The sequence below is a fragment of the Blastomonas sp. AAP25 genome (genome assembly GCF_001295965.1).
In the GTDB taxonomy this organism is placed as follows: Bacteria; Pseudomonadota; Alphaproteobacteria; order Sphingomonadales; family Sphingomonadaceae; genus Blastomonas; species Blastomonas fulva.
The window spans coordinates 56,779-73,691 of sequence record NZ_LJHP01000028.1 but is presented as its reverse complement, the minus strand read 5'-3'; the positions used below and the strand labels follow the sequence as shown (position 1 = coordinate 73,691).

General features: G+C 63.3%; 19 protein-coding genes. 5 read left to right on the top strand and 14 right to left on the bottom strand.

Annotated elements, in window-relative coordinates:
• Positions 1-108: 108 nt before the first annotated feature.
• Positions 109-1,041: a hypothetical protein gene (locus IP68_RS16650; protein ID WP_054136133.1), complete on the bottom strand. Its 933-nt coding sequence runs from the start codon at positions 1,039-1,041 to the stop codon at positions 109-111.
• 235 nt (positions 1,042-1,276) lie between these two features.
• On the opposite strand from IP68_RS16650, the gene IP68_RS16645 reads away from it, so the two are divergent.
• Both IP68_RS16645 and gpmA read left to right on the top strand, forming a co-directional pair.
• The gene (locus tag IP68_RS16645) at positions 1,277-2,653 is read left to right on the top strand and encodes a cytochrome P450 (protein WP_054136161.1); all 1,377 of its coding nucleotides are present in this window, start codon (positions 1,277-1,279) and stop codon (positions 2,651-2,653) included.
• Between the two features lie 166 nt (positions 2,654-2,819).
• Positions 2,820-3,506 (top strand): 2,3-diphosphoglycerate-dependent phosphoglycerate mutase, encoded by a 687-nt coding sequence (gpmA, locus tag IP68_RS16640; protein WP_054136160.1) that lies wholly within the window; start codon positions 2,820-2,822, stop codon positions 3,504-3,506.
• 12 nt (positions 3,507-3,518) lie between these two features.
• Here the strand turns inward: gpmA and IP68_RS16635 are convergent, their stop codons facing one another.
• The 10 genes from IP68_RS16635 to IP68_RS16595 form a co-directional block, all read right to left on the bottom strand.
• The gene (locus tag IP68_RS16635) at positions 3,519-4,544 is read right to left on the bottom strand and encodes an adenosine deaminase (RefSeq protein WP_054136132.1); all 1,026 of its coding nucleotides are present in this window, start codon (positions 4,542-4,544) and stop codon (positions 3,519-3,521) included.
• A gap of 153 nt (positions 4,545-4,697) precedes the next feature.
• Entirely contained in the window at positions 4,698-5,255 is a 558-nt protein-coding gene (locus IP68_RS16630; RefSeq protein ID WP_054136159.1) for a phosphoribosyltransferase, read from the bottom strand.
• Between the two features lie 107 nt (positions 5,256-5,362).
• Positions 5,363-5,782, bottom strand: coding sequence for a phosphate-starvation-inducible protein PsiE (locus tag IP68_RS16625; RefSeq protein ID WP_197275838.1), 420 nt, complete (start codon positions 5,780-5,782; stop codon positions 5,363-5,365).
• 56 nt (positions 5,783-5,838) lie between these two features.
• Positions 5,839-5,985, bottom strand: a complete 147-nt coding sequence (locus IP68_RS20330; RefSeq protein ID WP_117352457.1) for a DUF2474 family protein — start codon at positions 5,983-5,985, stop codon at positions 5,839-5,841.
• Positions 5,985-6,986: a cytochrome d ubiquinol oxidase subunit II gene (gene cydB / locus IP68_RS16620; protein ID WP_054136131.1), complete on the bottom strand. Its 1,002-nt coding sequence runs from the start codon at positions 6,984-6,986 to the stop codon at positions 5,985-5,987. Before cydB ends, IP68_RS20330 begins: the two co-directional genes overlap by 1 nt.
• Positions 6,983-8,416 (bottom strand): cytochrome ubiquinol oxidase subunit I, encoded by a 1,434-nt coding sequence (locus IP68_RS16615; RefSeq protein ID WP_054136130.1) that lies wholly within the window; start codon positions 8,414-8,416, stop codon positions 6,983-6,985. The genes cydB and IP68_RS16615 overlap by 4 nt, the downstream gene beginning before the upstream one ends.
• 196 nt (positions 8,417-8,612) lie before the next feature.
• Complete coding sequence (gene yghX / locus IP68_RS16610; RefSeq protein ID WP_231684093.1) at positions 8,613-9,524, bottom strand: YghX family hydrolase; 912 nt, start codon at positions 9,522-9,524, stop codon at positions 8,613-8,615.
• Between the two features lie 44 nt (positions 9,525-9,568).
• Positions 9,569-10,471 carry a haloalkane dehalogenase gene (locus tag IP68_RS16605; protein WP_054136129.1) on the bottom strand — a complete coding sequence of 301 codons (903 nt, stop codon included), beginning with the start codon at positions 10,469-10,471 and terminating at the stop codon, positions 9,569-9,571.
• Positions 10,472-10,543: 72 nt separating this feature from the next.
• A complete protein-coding gene (locus tag IP68_RS16600; RefSeq protein ID WP_054136128.1) occupies positions 10,544-11,128 on the bottom strand; it encodes a TetR/AcrR family transcriptional regulator in 585 nt (194 codons plus the stop codon).
• A 112-nt stretch (positions 11,129-11,240) separates the two neighbouring features.
• Positions 11,241-11,690, bottom strand: coding sequence for a PaaI family thioesterase (locus IP68_RS16595; RefSeq protein ID WP_054136127.1), 450 nt, complete (start codon positions 11,688-11,690; stop codon positions 11,241-11,243).
• A gap of 342 nt (positions 11,691-12,032) precedes the next feature.
• Between IP68_RS16595 and IP68_RS16590 the strand changes: the two genes are divergently transcribed.
• The 3 genes from IP68_RS16590 (at position 12,033) to bfr (ending at position 14,134) form a co-directional block, all read left to right on the top strand.
• On the top strand, positions 12,033-13,271 hold the full coding sequence (locus IP68_RS16590) for a DUF418 domain-containing protein (RefSeq protein ID WP_197275837.1): 1,239 nt from the start codon (positions 12,033-12,035) through the stop codon (positions 13,269-13,271).
• A 65-nt stretch (positions 13,272-13,336) separates the two neighbouring features.
• Positions 13,337-13,507, top strand: coding sequence for a bacterioferritin-associated ferredoxin (locus IP68_RS19850; protein ID WP_082382442.1), 171 nt, complete (start codon positions 13,337-13,339; stop codon positions 13,505-13,507).
• Between the two features lie 147 nt (positions 13,508-13,654).
• Positions 13,655-14,134, top strand: coding sequence for a bacterioferritin (bfr, locus tag IP68_RS16585; protein ID WP_054136155.1), 480 nt, complete (start codon positions 13,655-13,657; stop codon positions 14,132-14,134).
• Between the two features lie 164 nt (positions 14,135-14,298).
• Here bfr and IP68_RS16580 read toward each other — a convergent pair whose 3' ends face one another.
• The 3 genes from IP68_RS16580 to IP68_RS16570 all read right to left on the bottom strand — a co-directional run bounded on the left by IP68_RS16580 (position 14,299) and on the right by IP68_RS16570 (position 16,903).
• Positions 14,299-15,459 carry a glycoside hydrolase family 5 protein gene (locus IP68_RS16580; protein ID WP_054136126.1) on the bottom strand — a complete coding sequence of 387 codons (1,161 nt, stop codon included), beginning with the start codon at positions 15,457-15,459 and terminating at the stop codon, positions 14,299-14,301.
• A complete protein-coding gene (locus IP68_RS20855; protein ID WP_054136125.1) occupies positions 15,456-15,725 on the bottom strand; it encodes an SDR family oxidoreductase in 270 nt (89 codons plus the stop codon). Before IP68_RS20855 ends, IP68_RS16580 begins: the two co-directional genes overlap by 4 nt.
• Positions 15,726-15,844: 119 nt before the next feature.
• Positions 15,845-16,903, bottom strand: a complete 1,059-nt coding sequence (locus IP68_RS16570) for a 2-oxoacid:ferredoxin oxidoreductase subunit beta (protein WP_054136124.1) — start codon at positions 16,901-16,903, stop codon at positions 15,845-15,847.
• Positions 16,904-16,913: the final 10 nt, after the last annotated feature.

The following is a 16,913-nucleotide window of genomic DNA, read 5'->3' as shown; positions in this document are numbered from 1 at the left end:
TCAATGATAGGGCATTTGGGGCGGGTCACAAGGGCCACCGGTGTTTCGGTGGCCCTTGTGCCGCTGGCCGATCGGGCTGCGCGACTGCGTCAGTAGCCGATCAGGCGATCAGTTTTCCTGCGTGTCCTGTGGCCGCAGTCCCGACATGTCGGGGACAGTGCGCGGCGCAGATCCCGGCGACCGGTCGATCCGCTGCTGACGCTGCGGACGCTCGGCGCGCGGGGGTGCGCCGCCGGGCTGTGCCTGGGGAGAAGGCTGGCGCATTGTCGGGCGCTGGCGGCCCTCGCCGCCCCTGCCCTGGCGACCTTCCATACCCTGGCGACCCTCGATGCCCTGGACATTGCCGGCTCCGCCATTGCCCTGCCAGTTGCGACGTCCCTCGCGCCCCTGACGGGGCTGGCCGATGGCATCCTGCTGGCGCTGCTCCCAGCGTTCCATGCGACGCTGGCGATCCTCGGGGGTCAGGCCGCCCATGCGCTCGCGCTCGCCCTGCCGGGTGCGGGGAACCTCGCCGGCATTGTTGCGGCGTTCCTGGCGCCAGTCGCGGCGATCATCGAGCGTCTCGCGCCGGTTCTCGCGACGATAGTCGCGGCGGTCGTCACGCCGATCCTGGCGGAATTCCTGACGGCCGCCGCGGCGCTGCTGCTGATACTGCCAGCGCTGCTGACCCCAATACTGCCGGTGCCGGTTCTGCATCGCAAAGCGACGTCCGCCGGGGCGGTCGTAGATCCAGGTGCCATAGCCGGGATAATAGAAATTGTCCCAATAGCCGCCGCCAAAGCCGATCTGGCCAAAGCCCAGCCCGGCGTCGCAGCCATAAAAGCCGTCCCAAGCCGAATAGGCGTCGCAATAAGGGTCATAGCCACCGGCATAGCCGCCGCTGCCCACGCCCACGGAAACGCCGCCATAGCCGCCATAATCGCCCACGCCATAGGCGCAGGCCGACAGCGAGACCGCGCCCAGCGCGACAGCGGCGATACGGACGACACGCCGGCCAAGGGACGGGATGCGGATCTGTTCAAGAAATGCAGATTGGGTCAAAGCCAAGGTTTCCTGTCTCGCCGCAAGTCCTGGCGCGGCGGGCCGGCGGAGCGGAGCCCCGATAGTTCGTTCATACAAATGCTAAGTTGAATTAACGATGAATGATTTTCCAACCATCAGACAGTGCTTGCTAACATTGGTGTCAGTTGTTATTTAATGGCTCGATTAAAACCGTGCAGAGGATTCCCCCATGGCCACCGTCCTTGCTCCCCAAGCGCCTGCTGCCCCGCGCGAGATGTTTCCCGACCACAGCATCCAGCGCGACAGCGGCAACCCGCACTGGACCCGCCTGCCCGGCAGCAACGCGCTGGATCATATTCCGGGCGAGGATGGCCTGCCGATCCTGGGCGTGACGCTCAGGATGCTCGCCGACCCGGAAGGGTTCGGCAATGAAATGCGCGCCAAATACGGCCCCGTCTACCGCACCAATGCCTTCGGTCGCCGTCAGGTCGCGCTGTTCGGCGCGGATGCGAACGAGCTGGTACTGTTCGATCGCGACAAGGTGTTCTCGTCCGAGCAAGGCTGGGGCCCGGTGCTCAACCTGCTGTTCCCGCGCGGACTGATGCTGATGGACTTCGATCATCACCGCGCCGACCGGCGTGCGCTGTCGATCGCCTTCAAGCCCGCGCCGATGCGCCATTATGCCGAATCGCTCAACGAGGGCATCGGCGCGCGCGTGTTGCAATGGTCGAACAAGGACATCACCTTCTACTCCGAGATCAAGAAGCTGACGCTCGATCTGGCCGCGACATCGTTTCTCGGCATCCCCTGGGGCCCCGAAGCCGACAAGATCAATACCGCGTTCGTCGACATGGTGCAGGCCTCGATCGGCGTGGTGCGCCGTCCTTTGCCCTTCACCAAGATGGGCAAGGGCGTCGCGGGACGCAAATTCCTGGTCGACTATTTCACCCCGCAGGTGCTGCAGCGGCGCGAACAGCAGGGGCCGGACATGTTCAGCCAGTTCTGCCGCGCGACCCGTGACGATGGCAGCCTGCTCACCACCGACGAGGTGGTCGATCACATGAACTTCCTGATGATGGCGGCGCACGACACCATCACCTCGTCGGCAAGCTCGCTGATCTGGCTGCTCGCCAAGAACCCCGAATGGCAGGACAGGATTCGCGCCGAGTTGCTCGAGCATGCGCCCGCCGGTGCGCCGATGCCCTATGACGCGCTCCCCAATCTCGAGCTCACCGAAATGGCATTCAAGGAAGCGCTGCGGCTGATCCCGCCGGTGCCCTCGACCCCGCGCCGCGCGCTCAAGGATTTCGAGTTCGGCGGCTATCGCATCCCTGCGGGCACGCCGGTCAGCATCAGCGCGGCCTATACCCACAAGCAGGAAGAGCACTGGCCCGAGCCGCACAGGTTCGATCCCCTGCGCTTCACCCCCGAAGCGACGCGCAACCGCCACAAATACGCCTGGGTGCCGTTTGGCGGCGGTGCGCATATGTGCCTGGGGCTGCACTTTGCGTACATGCAGATCAAGGTGCTGCTGCACCATGTGCTCAGCCAGCACCGCATCGTCATCGAGCCGGGCTATGAGCCGGGCTGGCAGGCCTGGCCGATCCCGCAGCCCAAGGACGGGCTGAAGGTGCGCTTCGAGACACTTTAACCCCGCCGCCTTCCGCGTCACCCCCGCGCATGCGGGGGTGACGCTTCTGCCGCTGACGTCGCGAAAAAGCGGGATTCCCGCGTTCGCGGGAATGACGATTGGAAAACGGGTTTTCTCTGGCTTGCATCGGCGCTAGGTGGCGGCAACAGAAACAGGAGACGCCCCGATGCCGCAACTCGTCCTCATCCGCCACGGCCAGTCGCAATGGAACCTGGAGAACCGGTTCACCGGCTGGTGGGATGTCGATGTGACCGAAAAGGGCGCCGAGGAAGCACGCGCGGCCGGAAGGCTGATGCGCGACAAGGGGCTCGATTTCGACATCGCCTTCACCTCGCTGCAAACACGGGCCATCAAGACGCTCAATCTGGCGCTCGAAGAGATGACCCGGCTGTGGCTGCCGGTGGAGAAGAACTGGCAGCTCAACGAGCGCCATTATGGCGGCCTCACCGGGCTCGACAAGGCCGAGACCGCGGCCAGGCATGGCGACGAGCAGGTCCACATCTGGCGCCGCAGCTTCGATATCCCGCCGCCGCCGATGGAGGCGGGATCGGAATTCGACCTGTCGAAGGACCGTCGCTACGCCGGCATCGCGATCCCCAACACCGAAAGCCTCAAGGACACCATCGACCGGGTGCTGCCCTATTGGGAAAGCCGCATCGCGCCCGAACTCAAGGCCGGCAAGCGCGTGATCATCTCTGCCCATGGCAATTCGCTGCGCGCCTTGGTCAAGCACCTGTCGGGCATCGCCGATGATGCCATCACATCGCTCGAAATCCCCACCGGCCAGCCGATTGTCTACGAACTCGACGAAAACCTCGCCGAAGTCGAGCGCTACTACCTCTCCGAGCGGTAAGCGCAGGCGCGCTCAGCCAGCGAAATGCGCGTCGAAATGGTCGATCTCGGCCAGCAGATGCGCAATCTGGTCGGGCGGCAGGAACGATCCGGTGAAGCTGTTGCGTGCCAGCGTGCGCAACTGCTCGCGGCTCAGATCGAGCGCAGACGCGATTGCGTGGAAATTGGCGTTCACATAGCCACCGAAATAGGCCGGGTCGTCCGAGTTGACCGTCGCCTTGAGCCCTGAACCGAGCATCTGCTTGACCGGGCTGTCAGCGATATCGCCGATCACGCACAATTTGAGGTTGGAAAGCGGGCAGACGGTCAGCGTCATCCCCTCGCCCGCCAGTCGTGTCACCAGCGCAGAGTCCTCCATCGCGCGGTTGCCGTGGTCGATGCGATCGACATGGAGCACGTCGAGCGCCTCATGGACATATTCGGGCGGCCCCTCCTCGCCCGCATGCGCGACGAGCTTGAGCCCCAGCGACTTGGCCCGCGCGAACACATTGGCGAACTTCGAGGGTGGATGGCCCATTTCGGACGAATCCAGCCCCACGCCCGCGATCCGATCCAGATAGGGCAGTGCTTCGTCGAGCGTCGCCTGCGCCGCAGCTTCGTCGAGATGGCGCAGGAAGCACAGGATCAGCCTTGACGTAATCCCCCACTGTTTCTCGCCATCTGCGAGCGCGTCGCTGATCCCGGTGATCACGTCTGCAAAGGGCACCCCTCGCTCGGTATGGCCCTGCGGATCGAAGAAGATCTCGACATGCCGGACATGGTCGTCGTGCGCGCGTTCCAGATACGCCCAGGTCAGGTCGTAGAAATCCTGCGCCTTCAGCAGCACCGCCATGCCCTGGTAATAGATATCGAGGAAATCCTGCAGGTTGCTGAAGTTGTAGGCGTTGCGGATATCCTCGACGCTGGCGAACGGGATATCGACATGGTTGCGCTGCGCCAGCGCGAACAGCATTTCGGGCTCGAGCGAGCCTTCGATGTGCAGGTGAAGCTCGGCCTTCGGCAGGCGATCGATATAGGCGGTGCGCTGGTCGGGGGTCATGAAGGGCTTATGCCAAGGGGCTGGTGGCGGCGCAATTGCTTGTATCGCCATCTTCGTCACCCCAGTGCACGCGCGGGTTCCGTTTCCTTCTTGATCGCAGTGCAAAAACGGGATTCCCGGGTTGGCGGGAATGACGAAGGAGGTTCAGCCCCCCTACTCCCCCAGAATGATGCTTGCCCCGGGCTTGTGCGCCCGGATTTCCTCGACACTCAGCCCGGCGATCTCGTGCGGGAATACCAGCCACTGTTCGGTCTCATGCACGAAATAGTGCGGCGACAAATCGGTGACATTGCGCGAGGGCTTGTAATAGACCGTGGCGATCCGCCAGTCGTGCGGCATGTTGTAGCGGCACTTGGCGGCCAGCTCGTGGATGAAAGCGCGGATCGAGCGGCCGCTATCGAACACATCGTCGACCACCAGCAGCCGGTCCTCGGGGCTCAAAGTGTCGATCAGATAGCCCAGCGCATAGACGCGCACGTCCTTGCTCTGCTGGTCGATGCCGTAATAGCTGGCGGTGCGGATCGCGATGTGATCGGCGTTTATGCCGTGATATTCCATCAGTTCCTGCACCGCGATCCCCACCGGCGCGCCGCCGCGCCAGATGCCGACGATGTGGGTGGGCTGGTAGCCGCTGTCGATCACCTGCATCGCAAGGCGATAGCTGTCCTCGAGCAGGCTGTTGGCGCTGATGTAGAGCTTGTCGGTGGTCATATGCGGGGCTGGCCTTGCTGGGTACGCGCTTGCGGCCTTCATGCCAGCGCGGCGGCTGCGGTCAAGTGCAACTCCGTCAGGACGGGCCGGATAACCCTGCGGCCGTTTCAGGCCCTGCCCGCGCGGGTGATGACCACCGCCGCGACGGCGAGCAGGAGGATCGCGCCGGCTTCGAACAGGATCTTGTCCGGCGCCATGTCCTTGCCCTGCAGAACAATCAACCGCGCCAGCGCGGTGATCGCGATGAAGATGGGATAGACGAACGGCGACCCGCGCCCGGTATAGAACACCGCGATCATCCCGATCACCTCGGTATAGAGGAACATCAGCAGGATATCGGCGAGCGAGATGGTCCGCGCCGCGAGGATGCCCCCCACCTCGATACCCGCCGCCCCCAGCGTCATCAGCGCAACCAGAATCAGCAGGATGTGCTCGATCAGGCGAAAGCCGCGCACCGCCACCGAATCATCGGGCAGCGGACCGGGCGATGCGGCAGGTGGCGGGTCATCGGCAGCAGGGTGAGCCATGCGCCAAAGGCTATCATGTTTTGCCGCGCTTGCCGACCGGATTAGCGGAACACGCGTCAGCCATGGATCCACCAGCGGATCGCATAGGCGACAACGCCGATGAAACCCACTGACATCAGCCAGATCGCAGCCATCCAGCCCAGCTTTTGCGCCAGCGGGCGGGCATCGCCGCGATCAGGATCATCGGCATCGGGCAGACGCATCAATGATATCCCTCGTCGCCCACCTTGCCGCGGAACACCCAGTACGCCCAGCCGGTATAGCCGATGATCAGCGGAACGATGAACAACGTGCCGACCAGCATGAACATCTGGCTGCTGGGGTGCGTAGCCGCATCCCAGATCGTGATCTCGTCGGGCACGACATAGGGGAACATGCTGATCCCCAGGCCGATCATGCCCAGAAGGAACAGCGCCAGCGTGAGCAGGAACGGCGCGTAATCGCGTCGCAGCTTGAGCGCGCGGTAGAGCAGGAAGGTGATCAGCGCGACCAGCACGGGCACCTGCGCGGAAAACAGTACGCTGGGGAATGTGAACCAGCGGTTCCAGTATTCGCCCTCCAGGAACGGCGTGTAGAGGCTGACCGCGCCCAATGCGAGCAGCGTTGCCGGAAACAGCTTCCAGCTCATCCGGAAGGCATGGTCCTGCACCACTCCTTCGGTCTTCATGATCAGCCAGGTCGATCCCAGCAGGCCATAGCCGATCACCGTGCCGACCCCGGTGAGCACCGAATAGAGGCTCAGCCAGTCGAGCCAGCCGCCGGCATAGGCGCGGCCTTCGACCTCGACCCCCTGCAGCAGCGCGCCCAGCGTCACCCCTTGCGCAAAGGCTGCGACGAACGACCCTGCAGTGAACGAAAAGTCCCAGAATGGCTGGTGATTGGGGTCGCGCCAGCGCCCCTCGAACGCCACGCCGCGCAGCACGAGGCCCAGCAGCATCGCGATGATCGGCGGGTAGATGGCGGGCAGGATGATCGCATAGGCGAGCGGAAACGCCGCGAGCAGCCCTCCCCCGCCCAGCACCAGCCAGGTCTCGTTGCCATCCCATACGGGGGCTACCGTGTTCATCGCCTTGTCGCGCTCTGCCCCGCGCCCGAGTGCCGGGAAGATGATGCCGATGCCCAGGTCGAACCCGTCCATCACGACGTAAGCGAACACGGCAAAGGCGATGATGAACGCCCAGACGATCGTCAGGTCGATGTTCATGCGCCCTTCTCCAGCATGGTGGCGCTCTGACCACGGCGCGAACTGTCGGCGGATGCAGGGGTGATGCCCGCGCTGCGCAACGGGCCGGAAGCGGCCGCCTCCTCGTGCCCGGTCGCAGGTTTGCTCATCAGCTTGAGGATATACAGCGTGCCTGCGCCGAACATGATGAAATAGGTGATCACGAACGCCAGCAGAGATGCCCCCACCGCCGGAGCGGCGAGCGGCGAGACGCTGTCCGCGGTCGTCAGCAGGCCATAGACGGTGTAAGGCTGGCGGCCGACCTCGGTGGTAACCCAGCCCGCAATCACCGCAACAAAGCCCGATGGGCCCATGACCATCGCTGCGCGGTGCAGCCAGCCCCACTCGTAGAGCTTGCCGCGCACCCGCGCGAGCAGGCTGAACACGCCGATTCCCAGCATCGCAAAGCCGATGCCGACCATGATACGGAACGACCAGAACACCATGCCCACCGGCGGCTGCTTGTCCGCAGGAATGGTGTCCAGCCCTGCAAGCGGCGCGTTAAGGTCGTGCTTGAGGATCAGAGAGGAGGCCTTGGGAATTGCGATCGCATAATCGACCCGCTTTTCGGCGCTGTTGGGGATGCCGAACAGGATCAGCGGCGCGCCATCGGGGTGGCTGTCGTAATGGCCTTCCATCGCCATCACCTTGGCAGGCTGGTGCTCCAATGTGTTGAGCCCGTGCATGTCACCTGCGAAAATCTGCAAGGGAGCGACCAAAGCCGCCATCCACATCGCCATCGAGAACATCCGCCGCGCGCGATGATCGGCCTTGTCCTTGAGCAGGTGAAACGCCCCCACTGCGCCGACCACGAACGCGGTCGTCAGATACGCCGCCATGACGGTGTGGACCAGGCGATAGGGAAAGCTGGGATTGAAGATGATCGCCATCCAGCTGTCGCCCGGGATGAACTGGACGTTGGCGGCGATCTCGTACCCGGTGGGCGTCTGCATCCAGCTGTTGACGCTGAGGATCCAGAATGCCGAAATGAACGTGCCCAGCGCCACCATCAAGGTCGCGGTGAAGTGCAGTTTGCGCCCCACCTTGTCCATCCCGAACAGCATGACGCCCAGAAAGCCTGCCTCGAGGAAGAAGGCGGTCAAGACCTCGTACGCCATCAGCGGGCCGATCACGGGGCCGGTCCGGTCCGAAAACACCGACCAGTTGGTGCCGAACTGGTAGGACATCACGATTCCCGAGACGACGCCCATGGCAAAGGCGATCGCGAAGATCTTGCGCCAGTACTTGAACAGATCGAGATATACGCTGTCGTTAGTCTTGAGCCAGAGCCCTTCCAGAACAGCAAGATAGCTCGCCAGACCGATCGAGAAGGCTGGGAAGATGAAGTGAAAGCTCACCGTAAAAGCAAACTGGATGCGTGCCAGCATCAGCGCGTCAAAACCGCCGAACATGACCTCCGACCTCCCGCCTTATGATCCCGTGCAGCGGCGATTGGCCTTCCGGAATGGGAAGGCCTGCCCGCCACGACGATCGCGCCCCAATAAACCCCCTGCATGTGGCGGCAATGTGACACATTGTCCCATCGCACGGCAAACCCGTCCTTGACCGGCCAGTGTACGCTATCGGCGGCGCCTTTGACCGATCGGTTTAGGCGCGCAATGTCCGCTCGAACAGCGCCAGCGTCCGCTCCCAGGCCAGCTTTGCCGCTGCCTCGTCATAACGCGGCGTGGTATCGTTGTGGAAACCGTGGCTGGTGCCAGGGTAGAAATGCGCCTCATAGGTCTTCCCATTGGCCTTGAGCGCGGCTTCGCACGCGGGCCAGGTCGCGTTGACCCGCTCGTCGTTCTCGGCAAAGTGGATCAGCAGCGGTGCCTTGATGCTGGGCACCTCTTCGGGGCGCGCCTGGCGCCCGTAAAACGGCGCTGCGGCGGCCAGATCGGGATAGGCCACCGCCAGCGCATGGCACACGCCGCCGCCATAGCAGAAGCCGGTCACGCCGACCTTGCCGGTCGAGCGCTTGTGATCGCGCAAGAACTCGAAACCGGCGAAGAAGTCTTCCATCAGCTTTGCCGGATCGAGCGAGGCCTGCATCGTGCGGCCTTCGTCATCGGTGCCGGGATAGCCGCCCAGCGAGGTTAGACCGTCCGGTCCAAGCGCCATATAGCCCGACTTTGCGAGCCGACGCACGACATCCTCGATATACGGATTGAGCCCGCGGTTCTCGTGCACCACCAGCACGGCGGGCAGTTTGTCCTTCGCACCCTTGGGCCGCGCCATCAGCCCGCGCACGGTGCCGTGCCCCTCGGGGCTGGGATAGTCGACCCGCATCGTCTCGATTGCCGGATCATCGGGGGAGACCTGCTGCGCCAGCGCGTAATCAGGGCGCAGCTGGTTGTAGATCATCAGCCCGGTGACACCTGCCGCAGCATAGCGCCCCGCCTGGCGGATAAACTCGCGCTTGCTGAGCTTGCCGTGGACATAACCATCGAAAATCTCGAGGATATGCGGGTGGAAATCGCTGGCGCGCATTGTGCGGGTAGCAGGCTTGGGCTGGGTCAAGATGGTGTCCTCGGGTTCGCGGCGGAATGACACTGTATTGTGCATCAATCCCCAAAGGCTGCAAGCGCCGCGCGCGCGATTTGTTGCCCCCATTCCTGCACGAAATGCCCGCCGCCGGGAATGATCAGCGGATCGCCACAGCCGTTGATCAGTTGCGCGAGACGCGCCATTGGTTCCACCCCCAGCACCGGATCGGCGGCCCCGACCGCCATGAAGGTGTCACCCTGCCACTGCTCACGCCAGAAAGCCGCCGCCTTGCGCCCGAGGTCCACCCCCGGCATGTCGGGCGATACCGGCACCAGCGCCGGGAACACCTGTGCGCCTGCCTTGTACTCGGGACCCGGAAAAGGCGCATCATAGGCGGCGATTTCTGCCGGGGTCAGATGCGGCGTTCCGCGCGCGATGATCTTGCCCACGGGCAGATTGGGGGTATTGAGCGCATAGGATTTCCAGGCATCGAATCCTGGCCCTAGGCTTTCGCCCAGACCAAGCCCGGTGTTCATCACGATCAGCCGTGACAAACGCGCCGCAAAACCCATCTCGACAGGGAGCGTTAGACCGATCAGTCCACCCCAGTCCTGCACCACCAAAGTGATGTTTGCGAGATCGAGTCTCTCGACCAGCCGCAGTAGATACTCTCGATGGAAATCAAAGGTATAAATCGATTGCTCGACCGGCTTGTCCGATCGCCCGAAGCCGAAAAGATCGGGTGCCACCACCCGCGCGCCGCTGTCCAGAAACGGCGGAATCATGCGGCGATAGAGGAACGACCAGCTCGGCTCGACATGCAGGCACAGGAATGTCCGGGGCGCATCTGCAGGGCCAGCGTCCACCCAGGCAGCGCGCAACCCCTCATAGCCCGGCAGGTCATCGGCATAATGCACCGGATAGTCGAAATCGGGAATGTCGGCAAAAGCCGCGTCCGGCGTGCGCAATGCGGTGATCATCGACAGTCGTCTCCTCAGGCGCAGGCAGACCGATCAGTCCAGCGACAAACCGGTTGGTCGTTTATTGCCCGATCAGCCGCGCTCCACCATCGCGCACAGCATCTGGGTGGTCAGCGTCACCGGCGCGGTATCTCGGCGGCAGCGCGCCAGCAGCATCGCACCTTCATGCGCCGCGATGATGGTGGCGGCAATGTCTCGAGCGCGCGCAACCGCGACGCCTTCGAGCATCAACCATTTGGCGAGCCGCATTTCGATGCGCTGATAGGCGATCCGCACGGCATCGGCGAGGGCGCTTTCGTCCCCGCCCTGCTCCTGGCCGATCACCGCCAGCAGCGAGCCATCGCGCCAATCAGTCTTTTCGAGCCAGGCGGATGATTCCGCGCCAAGTTGCCTTAGAAATCCAATGATATCAGCGCCGGATGCCGATGCGTCATCAAGCGCGGCCAGCGTGCTGGCGGCAATCCGGGTGATGCAGGCTTCCGCAAGTTCGGGCTTTCCGCCGGGAAAGTGATGGTACAAAGATCCCTTGGGCGTCTCCGAAAGGGCCAGGATCTCCGCCAGACCGACCGCATGATAGCCTCGCTGCTGGAACAGCCGCGTCGCAACCTGCAACAGCCGCAACCGGGTGGGATGCACGTCCTCCTGCGGCTTGGACATACCGGGTGCCTGTGCGCGCAAGGCACCATCTGTAGAGACGAACAGCATCATAGACCGGTCAGTCTAACGGCATCCGCCCGTGGGTCAAGACCAGCCTTCGCAAGGCTTTTTCTCACGACGCTCCGCCTCTTGCGGCCGCCCCCACGGTCGCGATCAGCGCAAGCGCGGTCGCCACGCGCCGTTCTGCCCCGTCTTCATCGACTGCGAACAACTGCGCTTCGGCCGAAACGTTGCGTTTGCCCTGCTTGATCACCGTCGCGCGGGCGCGCAGCAAAGCCGTATTGGCAGGCGCGTGAAACTGCACCGTGTAGGTGGATGTCACCACGTCTCCGGCGACGGTGGCTGCGGCCCAACTGCAGGCGGTATCGGCCAGAGCCCCAACAATTCCGCCATGAACGAAGCCGTGATGCTGCGTCTGGTCTTCGCGAATGGCGATTTCGAGCCACACCTGACCTGCCCCAGCTGCCAGCAGCCGCATTCCGCTCCATCGGTTGAACCCCGACGACTGGGCAGAGCGGCGCAGCGCCTCTTCCACCACAGGATTGGAAAATGACATATCCATGCGCGCTCTCCTCAGGAAGGCGGATCGAAACAATCCGACCGGTCGGTATACTTTACCTCTAAACCGACTGGTCTGTTATTTCAACCGATTGTTTGTGCGGTTACGCGGGGAGTAAAGCCAGGTCACATCACCTCCCTCCCAACGGCCATGCCTCATAAAGCGCCATTCCGTGGTCCTGCGCGTCTCCATTTCCTGGCCCGCTCTCGCACCCAAGCCGGTCCAGCGGCCGCAAACCGGAAACGCTGGCATTTTTTGTGGAGCTATGCTGTTTCTGCTCGCGCGCTTTCGGCGATGATGGCCTTTCGGTTAGGCCATGGCAGCGCCAGCACATGGGGGGATTGCATGCAGGGTTCCGATCGACACCTTTCGCTGGATGCCATGCGCGGCTTCGGGGTAATGGGCATCCTGCTGCTCAATATCATCGGCTTTTCGATGCCCGGCGCGGCCTATGTGAACCCCGCCGCCTGGGGCGGCACCGATCCGCTCAATATCGGCGTCTGGGCCACCAATTTCGTGTTGTTCGACGGAAAGATGCGCGGGCTGTTCAGCGTGCTCTTCGGCGCGAGCATGCTGCTGATCATCCAGCGCGCAGAAGCTTCGGGGCAGAACCCCAAATCGGTGCATCTCAACCGGATGGCCTGGTTGTTCGTGATCGGGGCAGCGCACTACACCATCCTGTGGTGGGGCGACATCCTGGTGCCCTATGCGATCTCCGGGACACTCGCGCTCTACTTCGTCAAGAAAGACGTCAAGCAACTGATCCGCTGGGCCATCATCTTGTTTTCGCTGTATTTCATCATCGCCTGCCTGATGGTCGGCGGCGGCTGGTGGCAGTCGATCCAGGGGATCGCCCCGGGCACCGATGCCGAGACGGTGGAGAGCACCCGACAGATGCTCGCCAGCTTCGGCAAGCCCGGATCTGACGAGATCACCAGCGATCTGTCGCTGTACAGAAGCGGCTGGCCTGCGATCTTCGCCGACAATCTGTCGACCTTTCCATCATCGCTGGTCAACGCGCTGTTGCTGTTCACGCTCGACACCATGGGCATGATGGTGCTCGGAATGGCGATGCTCAAAAGCGGCTTCATCCTGGGGCTCTGGGCGCCGGACTTCTATGCCAAGGTGGCCCGCCGCGCCTTTGCCATCGGCCTCGGCCCGATGATTGCGCTGGCCGCCTGGGTGATCGCCAGCGGTTTCGACACGATGACCGCATTCGGCGCGTTCTTCGCCTTTTCCTTCCCCTTCCGCGTGGTGCTGACCGTGGGCTGGGCCGCTCTGCTGCTGTGGTTCGTGGTGCGCAACCGCGACAACGCGCTGGTCGTGCGGGTGGCCGCCGCAGGACGCGCCGCGTTCAGCAACTATCTCGGCACCAGCCTGGTGATGACCTTCGTGTTCTATGGCTGGGGTCTTGGGCTGTTCGGCCATATCGATCGCATTACCGCGATGGCATTCGTTTTCGCGGCATGGGGAATCATGCTGTTGTGGTCCAATCCCTGGCTCGAGCGATTCCGCTTCGGCCCGGCCGAATGGCTGTGGCGCTCTCTGGCGCGGCGCAGCGTGCAACCGATGCGTTTGCGATAAATTCGCAAAAAGACTGTTGCGATGCGTTCTCAATATCGCTATCTCTGCTGCAACAGGAGAGACGCATGGTTGTTTGCATCTGCAACGCGATTCGCGAACAGGATCTGAAGGACGCTCTGCGCGATGGCGCTGCCCGCCCGTCAGAGATTTACGCCCGTCTCGGGCGGCGTCCCAAGTGCGGTCAGTGCCTTTCGTTTGCGCAAAGCATTATCACCCGGGAAACTGCGACCGCCTAGCAATAGCCTGCTAAATTCTCTATTAGAATCAAATATTTCCCGCATTGCACCGCTTCCCTTCCGGTCAAAATGACGCTATGAAGCTTGCCTGATTTAACACGGATCGGCTGCCCCCCAATGCAGTCCGTCCGAACCAGGAGCATCATCATGAAGGGCGACCCCAAGGTCATCGAATTTCTCAACGACGCGCTCAAGAACGAGCTGACGGCGATCAACCAGTATTTCCTGCACTCCAAGATGCTGCAGAGCTGGGGCATCAAGAAGCTCGCCAAGTTCGAATACGAAGAGTCGATCGACGAGATGAAGCACGCCGACAAGCTCGCGGACCGCATCCTGTTCCTGGACGGACTGCCCAACTTCCAGCTGCTCGGCCGGTTGAAGATCGGTGAAACCGTCGAGGAAATCCTCAAGGCCGATCTCGCGCTGGAAAACGAGGCCATTCCGCTGCTCAAGGAAGGCATCGCCTATTGCGAGACCGTCCGCGATTACGGCAGCCGCGACCTGCTCGCCTATATCCTCCACAGCGAGGAAGAGCATGTCGACACGCTCGAAGCCCAGTTCGACCTGATCGCACGCATGGGGATGGAAAACTACATCCAGCTGCAGTCGAGCCCGGCCGAGGATTGATCCGGGCCTGCGCGGATCTGCGCTGGCCTTGCAGAGCCTGACAATATTCGCAAGCGGGCGGCATTCGACAAGGAATGCCGCCCGTTTTCGTTCGAGACACCGATCTCCAGCAAACAGCGGCGTCCTGCGGGTACTGCTCGCCCCGCCACCTTATACTCTCGCCATCACCAACGCTGGTTGAGCTGCCAGTGCCGCAACAGTGTCCTGTGGCCTGGAGAATTGACCCCTCCGAACAGCGTGGGATGGATCGCGACTTCCGGAGCATCCGGCGCAAAGCTCGGATTCCAGCCGTTCCAGGTGTTGTAGGTGTGGAACAGCCAGTCCACCCCATTGGCTTCCAGGATCGAAACCATGTCGGCGATCCAGCGGTCGCGACCCGGCGCCCAACGGGTAACGCCGAACTCGCTCGCCATCATCCGCACATTGTGACGGCGGGCGAAATCGAAGGCGGGCTGCATGCTTGCGGCGAGCGATGCCCTGCCCCATTGGCTATAGGGTTCGCTGTCGAACTCGCGCAGGCGGCCCGGATAGCTCCCCTGACGCGGTTGCGCGCCGACGCCCTGGTGCGTGTAATTGTGCGGCGAATAATTGTGGAAGGTGTAGAGGATGGCGGGGTCGTCGATCACCGGCATGCTGCCATAGCGACGCGCAAATCCCCACGGCCAGGGCATCACCGCAAGCCAGATCGTCGGATTGATCGCGCGAATGCGGCGGATCGCCTCGGGCAGCAGCTGCTCATACCACACCGCCCCGTCCGCTTCGCGCCGGAAGGTGTAGTTGGGCTCGTTGAGCACGTCATAGGCGAAGATCGCAGGATCATCGCGCAGTTCGCGCGCGATCGCCGTCCAGAACTGCATGAGGCTGTCGCCCACCCCGATACGGAACGACCGGCCACTGCTGTCATCCAGCCTCACCGTCTCGCGGCCATAGATGCCGTTCGCCGCCAGCATCACCCCCACTCCGAGCTGCGCGCACTCGGCGGTAAACTGCTTGAGCATGGCAAGGTTGGTACGATAGGGCGCGAGCGGATCGGCGCGGCTGGGGCGGATCATGCGTCTGTCGGGCGATGTTCCAGCGGCCAGATCGGTCGAGAAGTTGATGCGCACCGTGTTGACGCCCCAGCCGGCAAGCTCGCGCGCAATAGCAGGCGACAGGCTCCCAGGGGCAAGCTCCAGATTGAGCCCCCGCATTCTTGCAGGCAGCACGGGCGACAACGGCGCCGCAGCCCCGCGCTGCAACGCCTGCGCCGCGCCCTGCCCTGCCACCACCGCAGCGCCGACGCCAAGGCCGGCCAGCAGGGTGCGGCGGGAAAGCGGATCGGTCATTCGGGGCACCTTTTGGCTGGCGGGACGGGCGCTGCCTGACGGCGGCTTGACCATCCTGCTATGGCTGCAAGGCTGAACGAAGGCTTACGGGCGATGGCGCGCGAACCCTGTTGCGCTGTCCATCCGCCATCGACCACCAGTTCGGACCCGGTGATGTAGCTGGGATCCTCGCGGGCGAGGAAGAAGAGCGCGCCGGCAATCTCCTCGGGCGGGGCGAGCCTGCCGATCGGGGTGGCATCCTCGGCATTGTCGAGATCGGACAGCACGACCTTGGCCCCTTAGGCCAGAAACCGCTCGACACAGGCGCGGCCGATCCCGCGCAGGCCGCCGGAGATGATCGCCACCTTCCCGACCAGCCGCTACGCTGCCATCGCGGAACCATGCCTCAATGCGCGAACCCATCGGGCTCCACCACCCAGGTCTGGCCCTTGCTCACCAGCTTCTGCAGATCGGGCACCTTGCCCCGGGTCGCGGCCTGGATCTGGGCATGCACCGCGACTTCGAGCGTCGGGCGCGGGTCGTCATAGATCACGCCCAGCGCCATCGGGAACGGACCGAACGGCATCTCGACCAGCATGTGCGCCACTGCGCGGTTGGTGACGTCGTGCACGATCACGCCCGCCGCCTGCCAGTCGCCATCCGCCACATCGACGACCCTGAGCGTCAGCGTGGCATGATCGACCGCGATACCCTTTGCGCCGCCCCCGTCCTTGTCAGCGCCGAACAGCATGGGCTGGCCGTGGGTCAGCCACAGCTGGCTGAGCGCGGCATTCTTCTTCTCGGTGAAGTCGCCGAACACGTCCTTGTTGTAGACGATACAGTTCTGGAAGATCTCCACGAACGCCGCGCCCTTGTGCGCATATGCGGCTTTCAGCTGATCGGGCAGGTTCTTGTGCACATCGATACTGCGCGCAACGAACCGCGCGCCCGATCCCAATGCGAACGCGCACGGGTTGGCCGGATGATCGACCGATCCGTAAGGGGTGGACGGGCTGCGCGTGCCCTCGCGGCTGGTTGGCGAATACTGGCCCTTGGTGAGGCCGTAGATCTCGTTGTTGAACAGCAGGATCTGGCAATCCAGGTTGCGGCGCAAAAGGTGCATCGTGTGGTTTCCGCCGATCGACAGCGCATCGCCATCGCCGGTGATGATCCACACGTCGAGTTCGGGATTGGCGAGCTTCAGCCCCGTCGCGATCGCCGGCGCGCGACCGTGGATGGTGTGGAAGCCGTAGGTTTCCATGTAATAGGGAAAGCGCGACGAGCAGCCTATCCCAGAGACAAACACCGTGTTCGCCGGGTCCGCGCCAAGCTCGGGCATCGTTCGCTGCATGGCTTTCAGGATAGCGTAGTCCCCGCAGCCGGGGCACCAGCGCACCTCCTGATCGGTCTCCCAGTCCTTGATCGTCGTCTCCGCGCGCGGCGCGATCCTGGTCATCTCGTTCATCGTCAAAACG

Coding starts and splice junctions, on each gene's coding strand:
- IP68_RS16645 (WP_054136161.1), top strand. CDS start 1,277: ATGTTTCCCGACCACAGCATCCAGCGCGACAGCGGCAACCCGCACTGG.
- gpmA (WP_054136160.1), top strand. CDS start 2,820: ATGCCGCAACTCGTCCTCATCCGCCACGGCCAGTCGCAATGGAACCTG.
- IP68_RS16635 (WP_054136132.1), bottom strand. CDS start 4,544: ATGACCCCCGACCAGCGCACCGCCTATATCGATCGCCTGCCGAAGGCC.
- IP68_RS16630 (WP_054136159.1), bottom strand. CDS start 5,255: ATGACCACCGACAAGCTCTACATCAGCGCCAACAGCCTGCTCGAGGAC.
- IP68_RS16625 (WP_197275838.1), bottom strand. CDS start 5,782: ATGGCTCACCCTGCTGCCGATGACCCGCCACCTGCCGCATCGCCCGGT.
- IP68_RS20330 (WP_117352457.1), bottom strand. CDS start 5,985: ATGCGTCTGCCCGATGCCGATGATCCTGATCGCGGCGATGCCCGCCCG.
- cydB (WP_054136131.1), bottom strand. CDS start 6,986: ATGAACATCGACCTGACGATCGTCTGGGCGTTCATCATCGCCTTTGCC.
- IP68_RS16615 (WP_054136130.1), bottom strand. CDS start 8,416: ATGTTCGGCGGTTTTGACGCGCTGATGCTGGCACGCATCCAGTTTGCT.
- IP68_RS16605 (WP_054136129.1), bottom strand. CDS start 10,471: ATGATCACCGCATTGCGCACGCCGGACGCGGCTTTTGCCGACATTCCC.
- IP68_RS16600 (WP_054136128.1), bottom strand. CDS start 11,128: ATGTCCAAGCCGCAGGAGGACGTGCATCCCACCCGGTTGCGGCTGTTG.
- IP68_RS16595 (WP_054136127.1), bottom strand. CDS start 11,690: ATGGATATGTCATTTTCCAATCCTGTGGTGGAAGAGGCGCTGCGCCGC.
- IP68_RS16590 (WP_197275837.1), top strand. CDS start 12,033: ATGCAGGGTTCCGATCGACACCTTTCGCTGGATGCCATGCGCGGCTTC.
- IP68_RS19850 (WP_082382442.1), top strand. CDS start 13,337: ATGGTTGTTTGCATCTGCAACGCGATTCGCGAACAGGATCTGAAGGAC.
- bfr (WP_054136155.1), top strand. CDS start 13,655: ATGAAGGGCGACCCCAAGGTCATCGAATTTCTCAACGACGCGCTCAAG.
- IP68_RS16580 (WP_054136126.1), bottom strand. CDS start 15,459: ATGACCGATCCGCTTTCCCGCCGCACCCTGCTGGCCGGCCTTGGCGTC.
- IP68_RS16570 (WP_054136124.1), bottom strand. CDS start 16,903: ATGAACGAGATGACCAGGATCGCGCCGCGCGCGGAGACGACGATCAAG.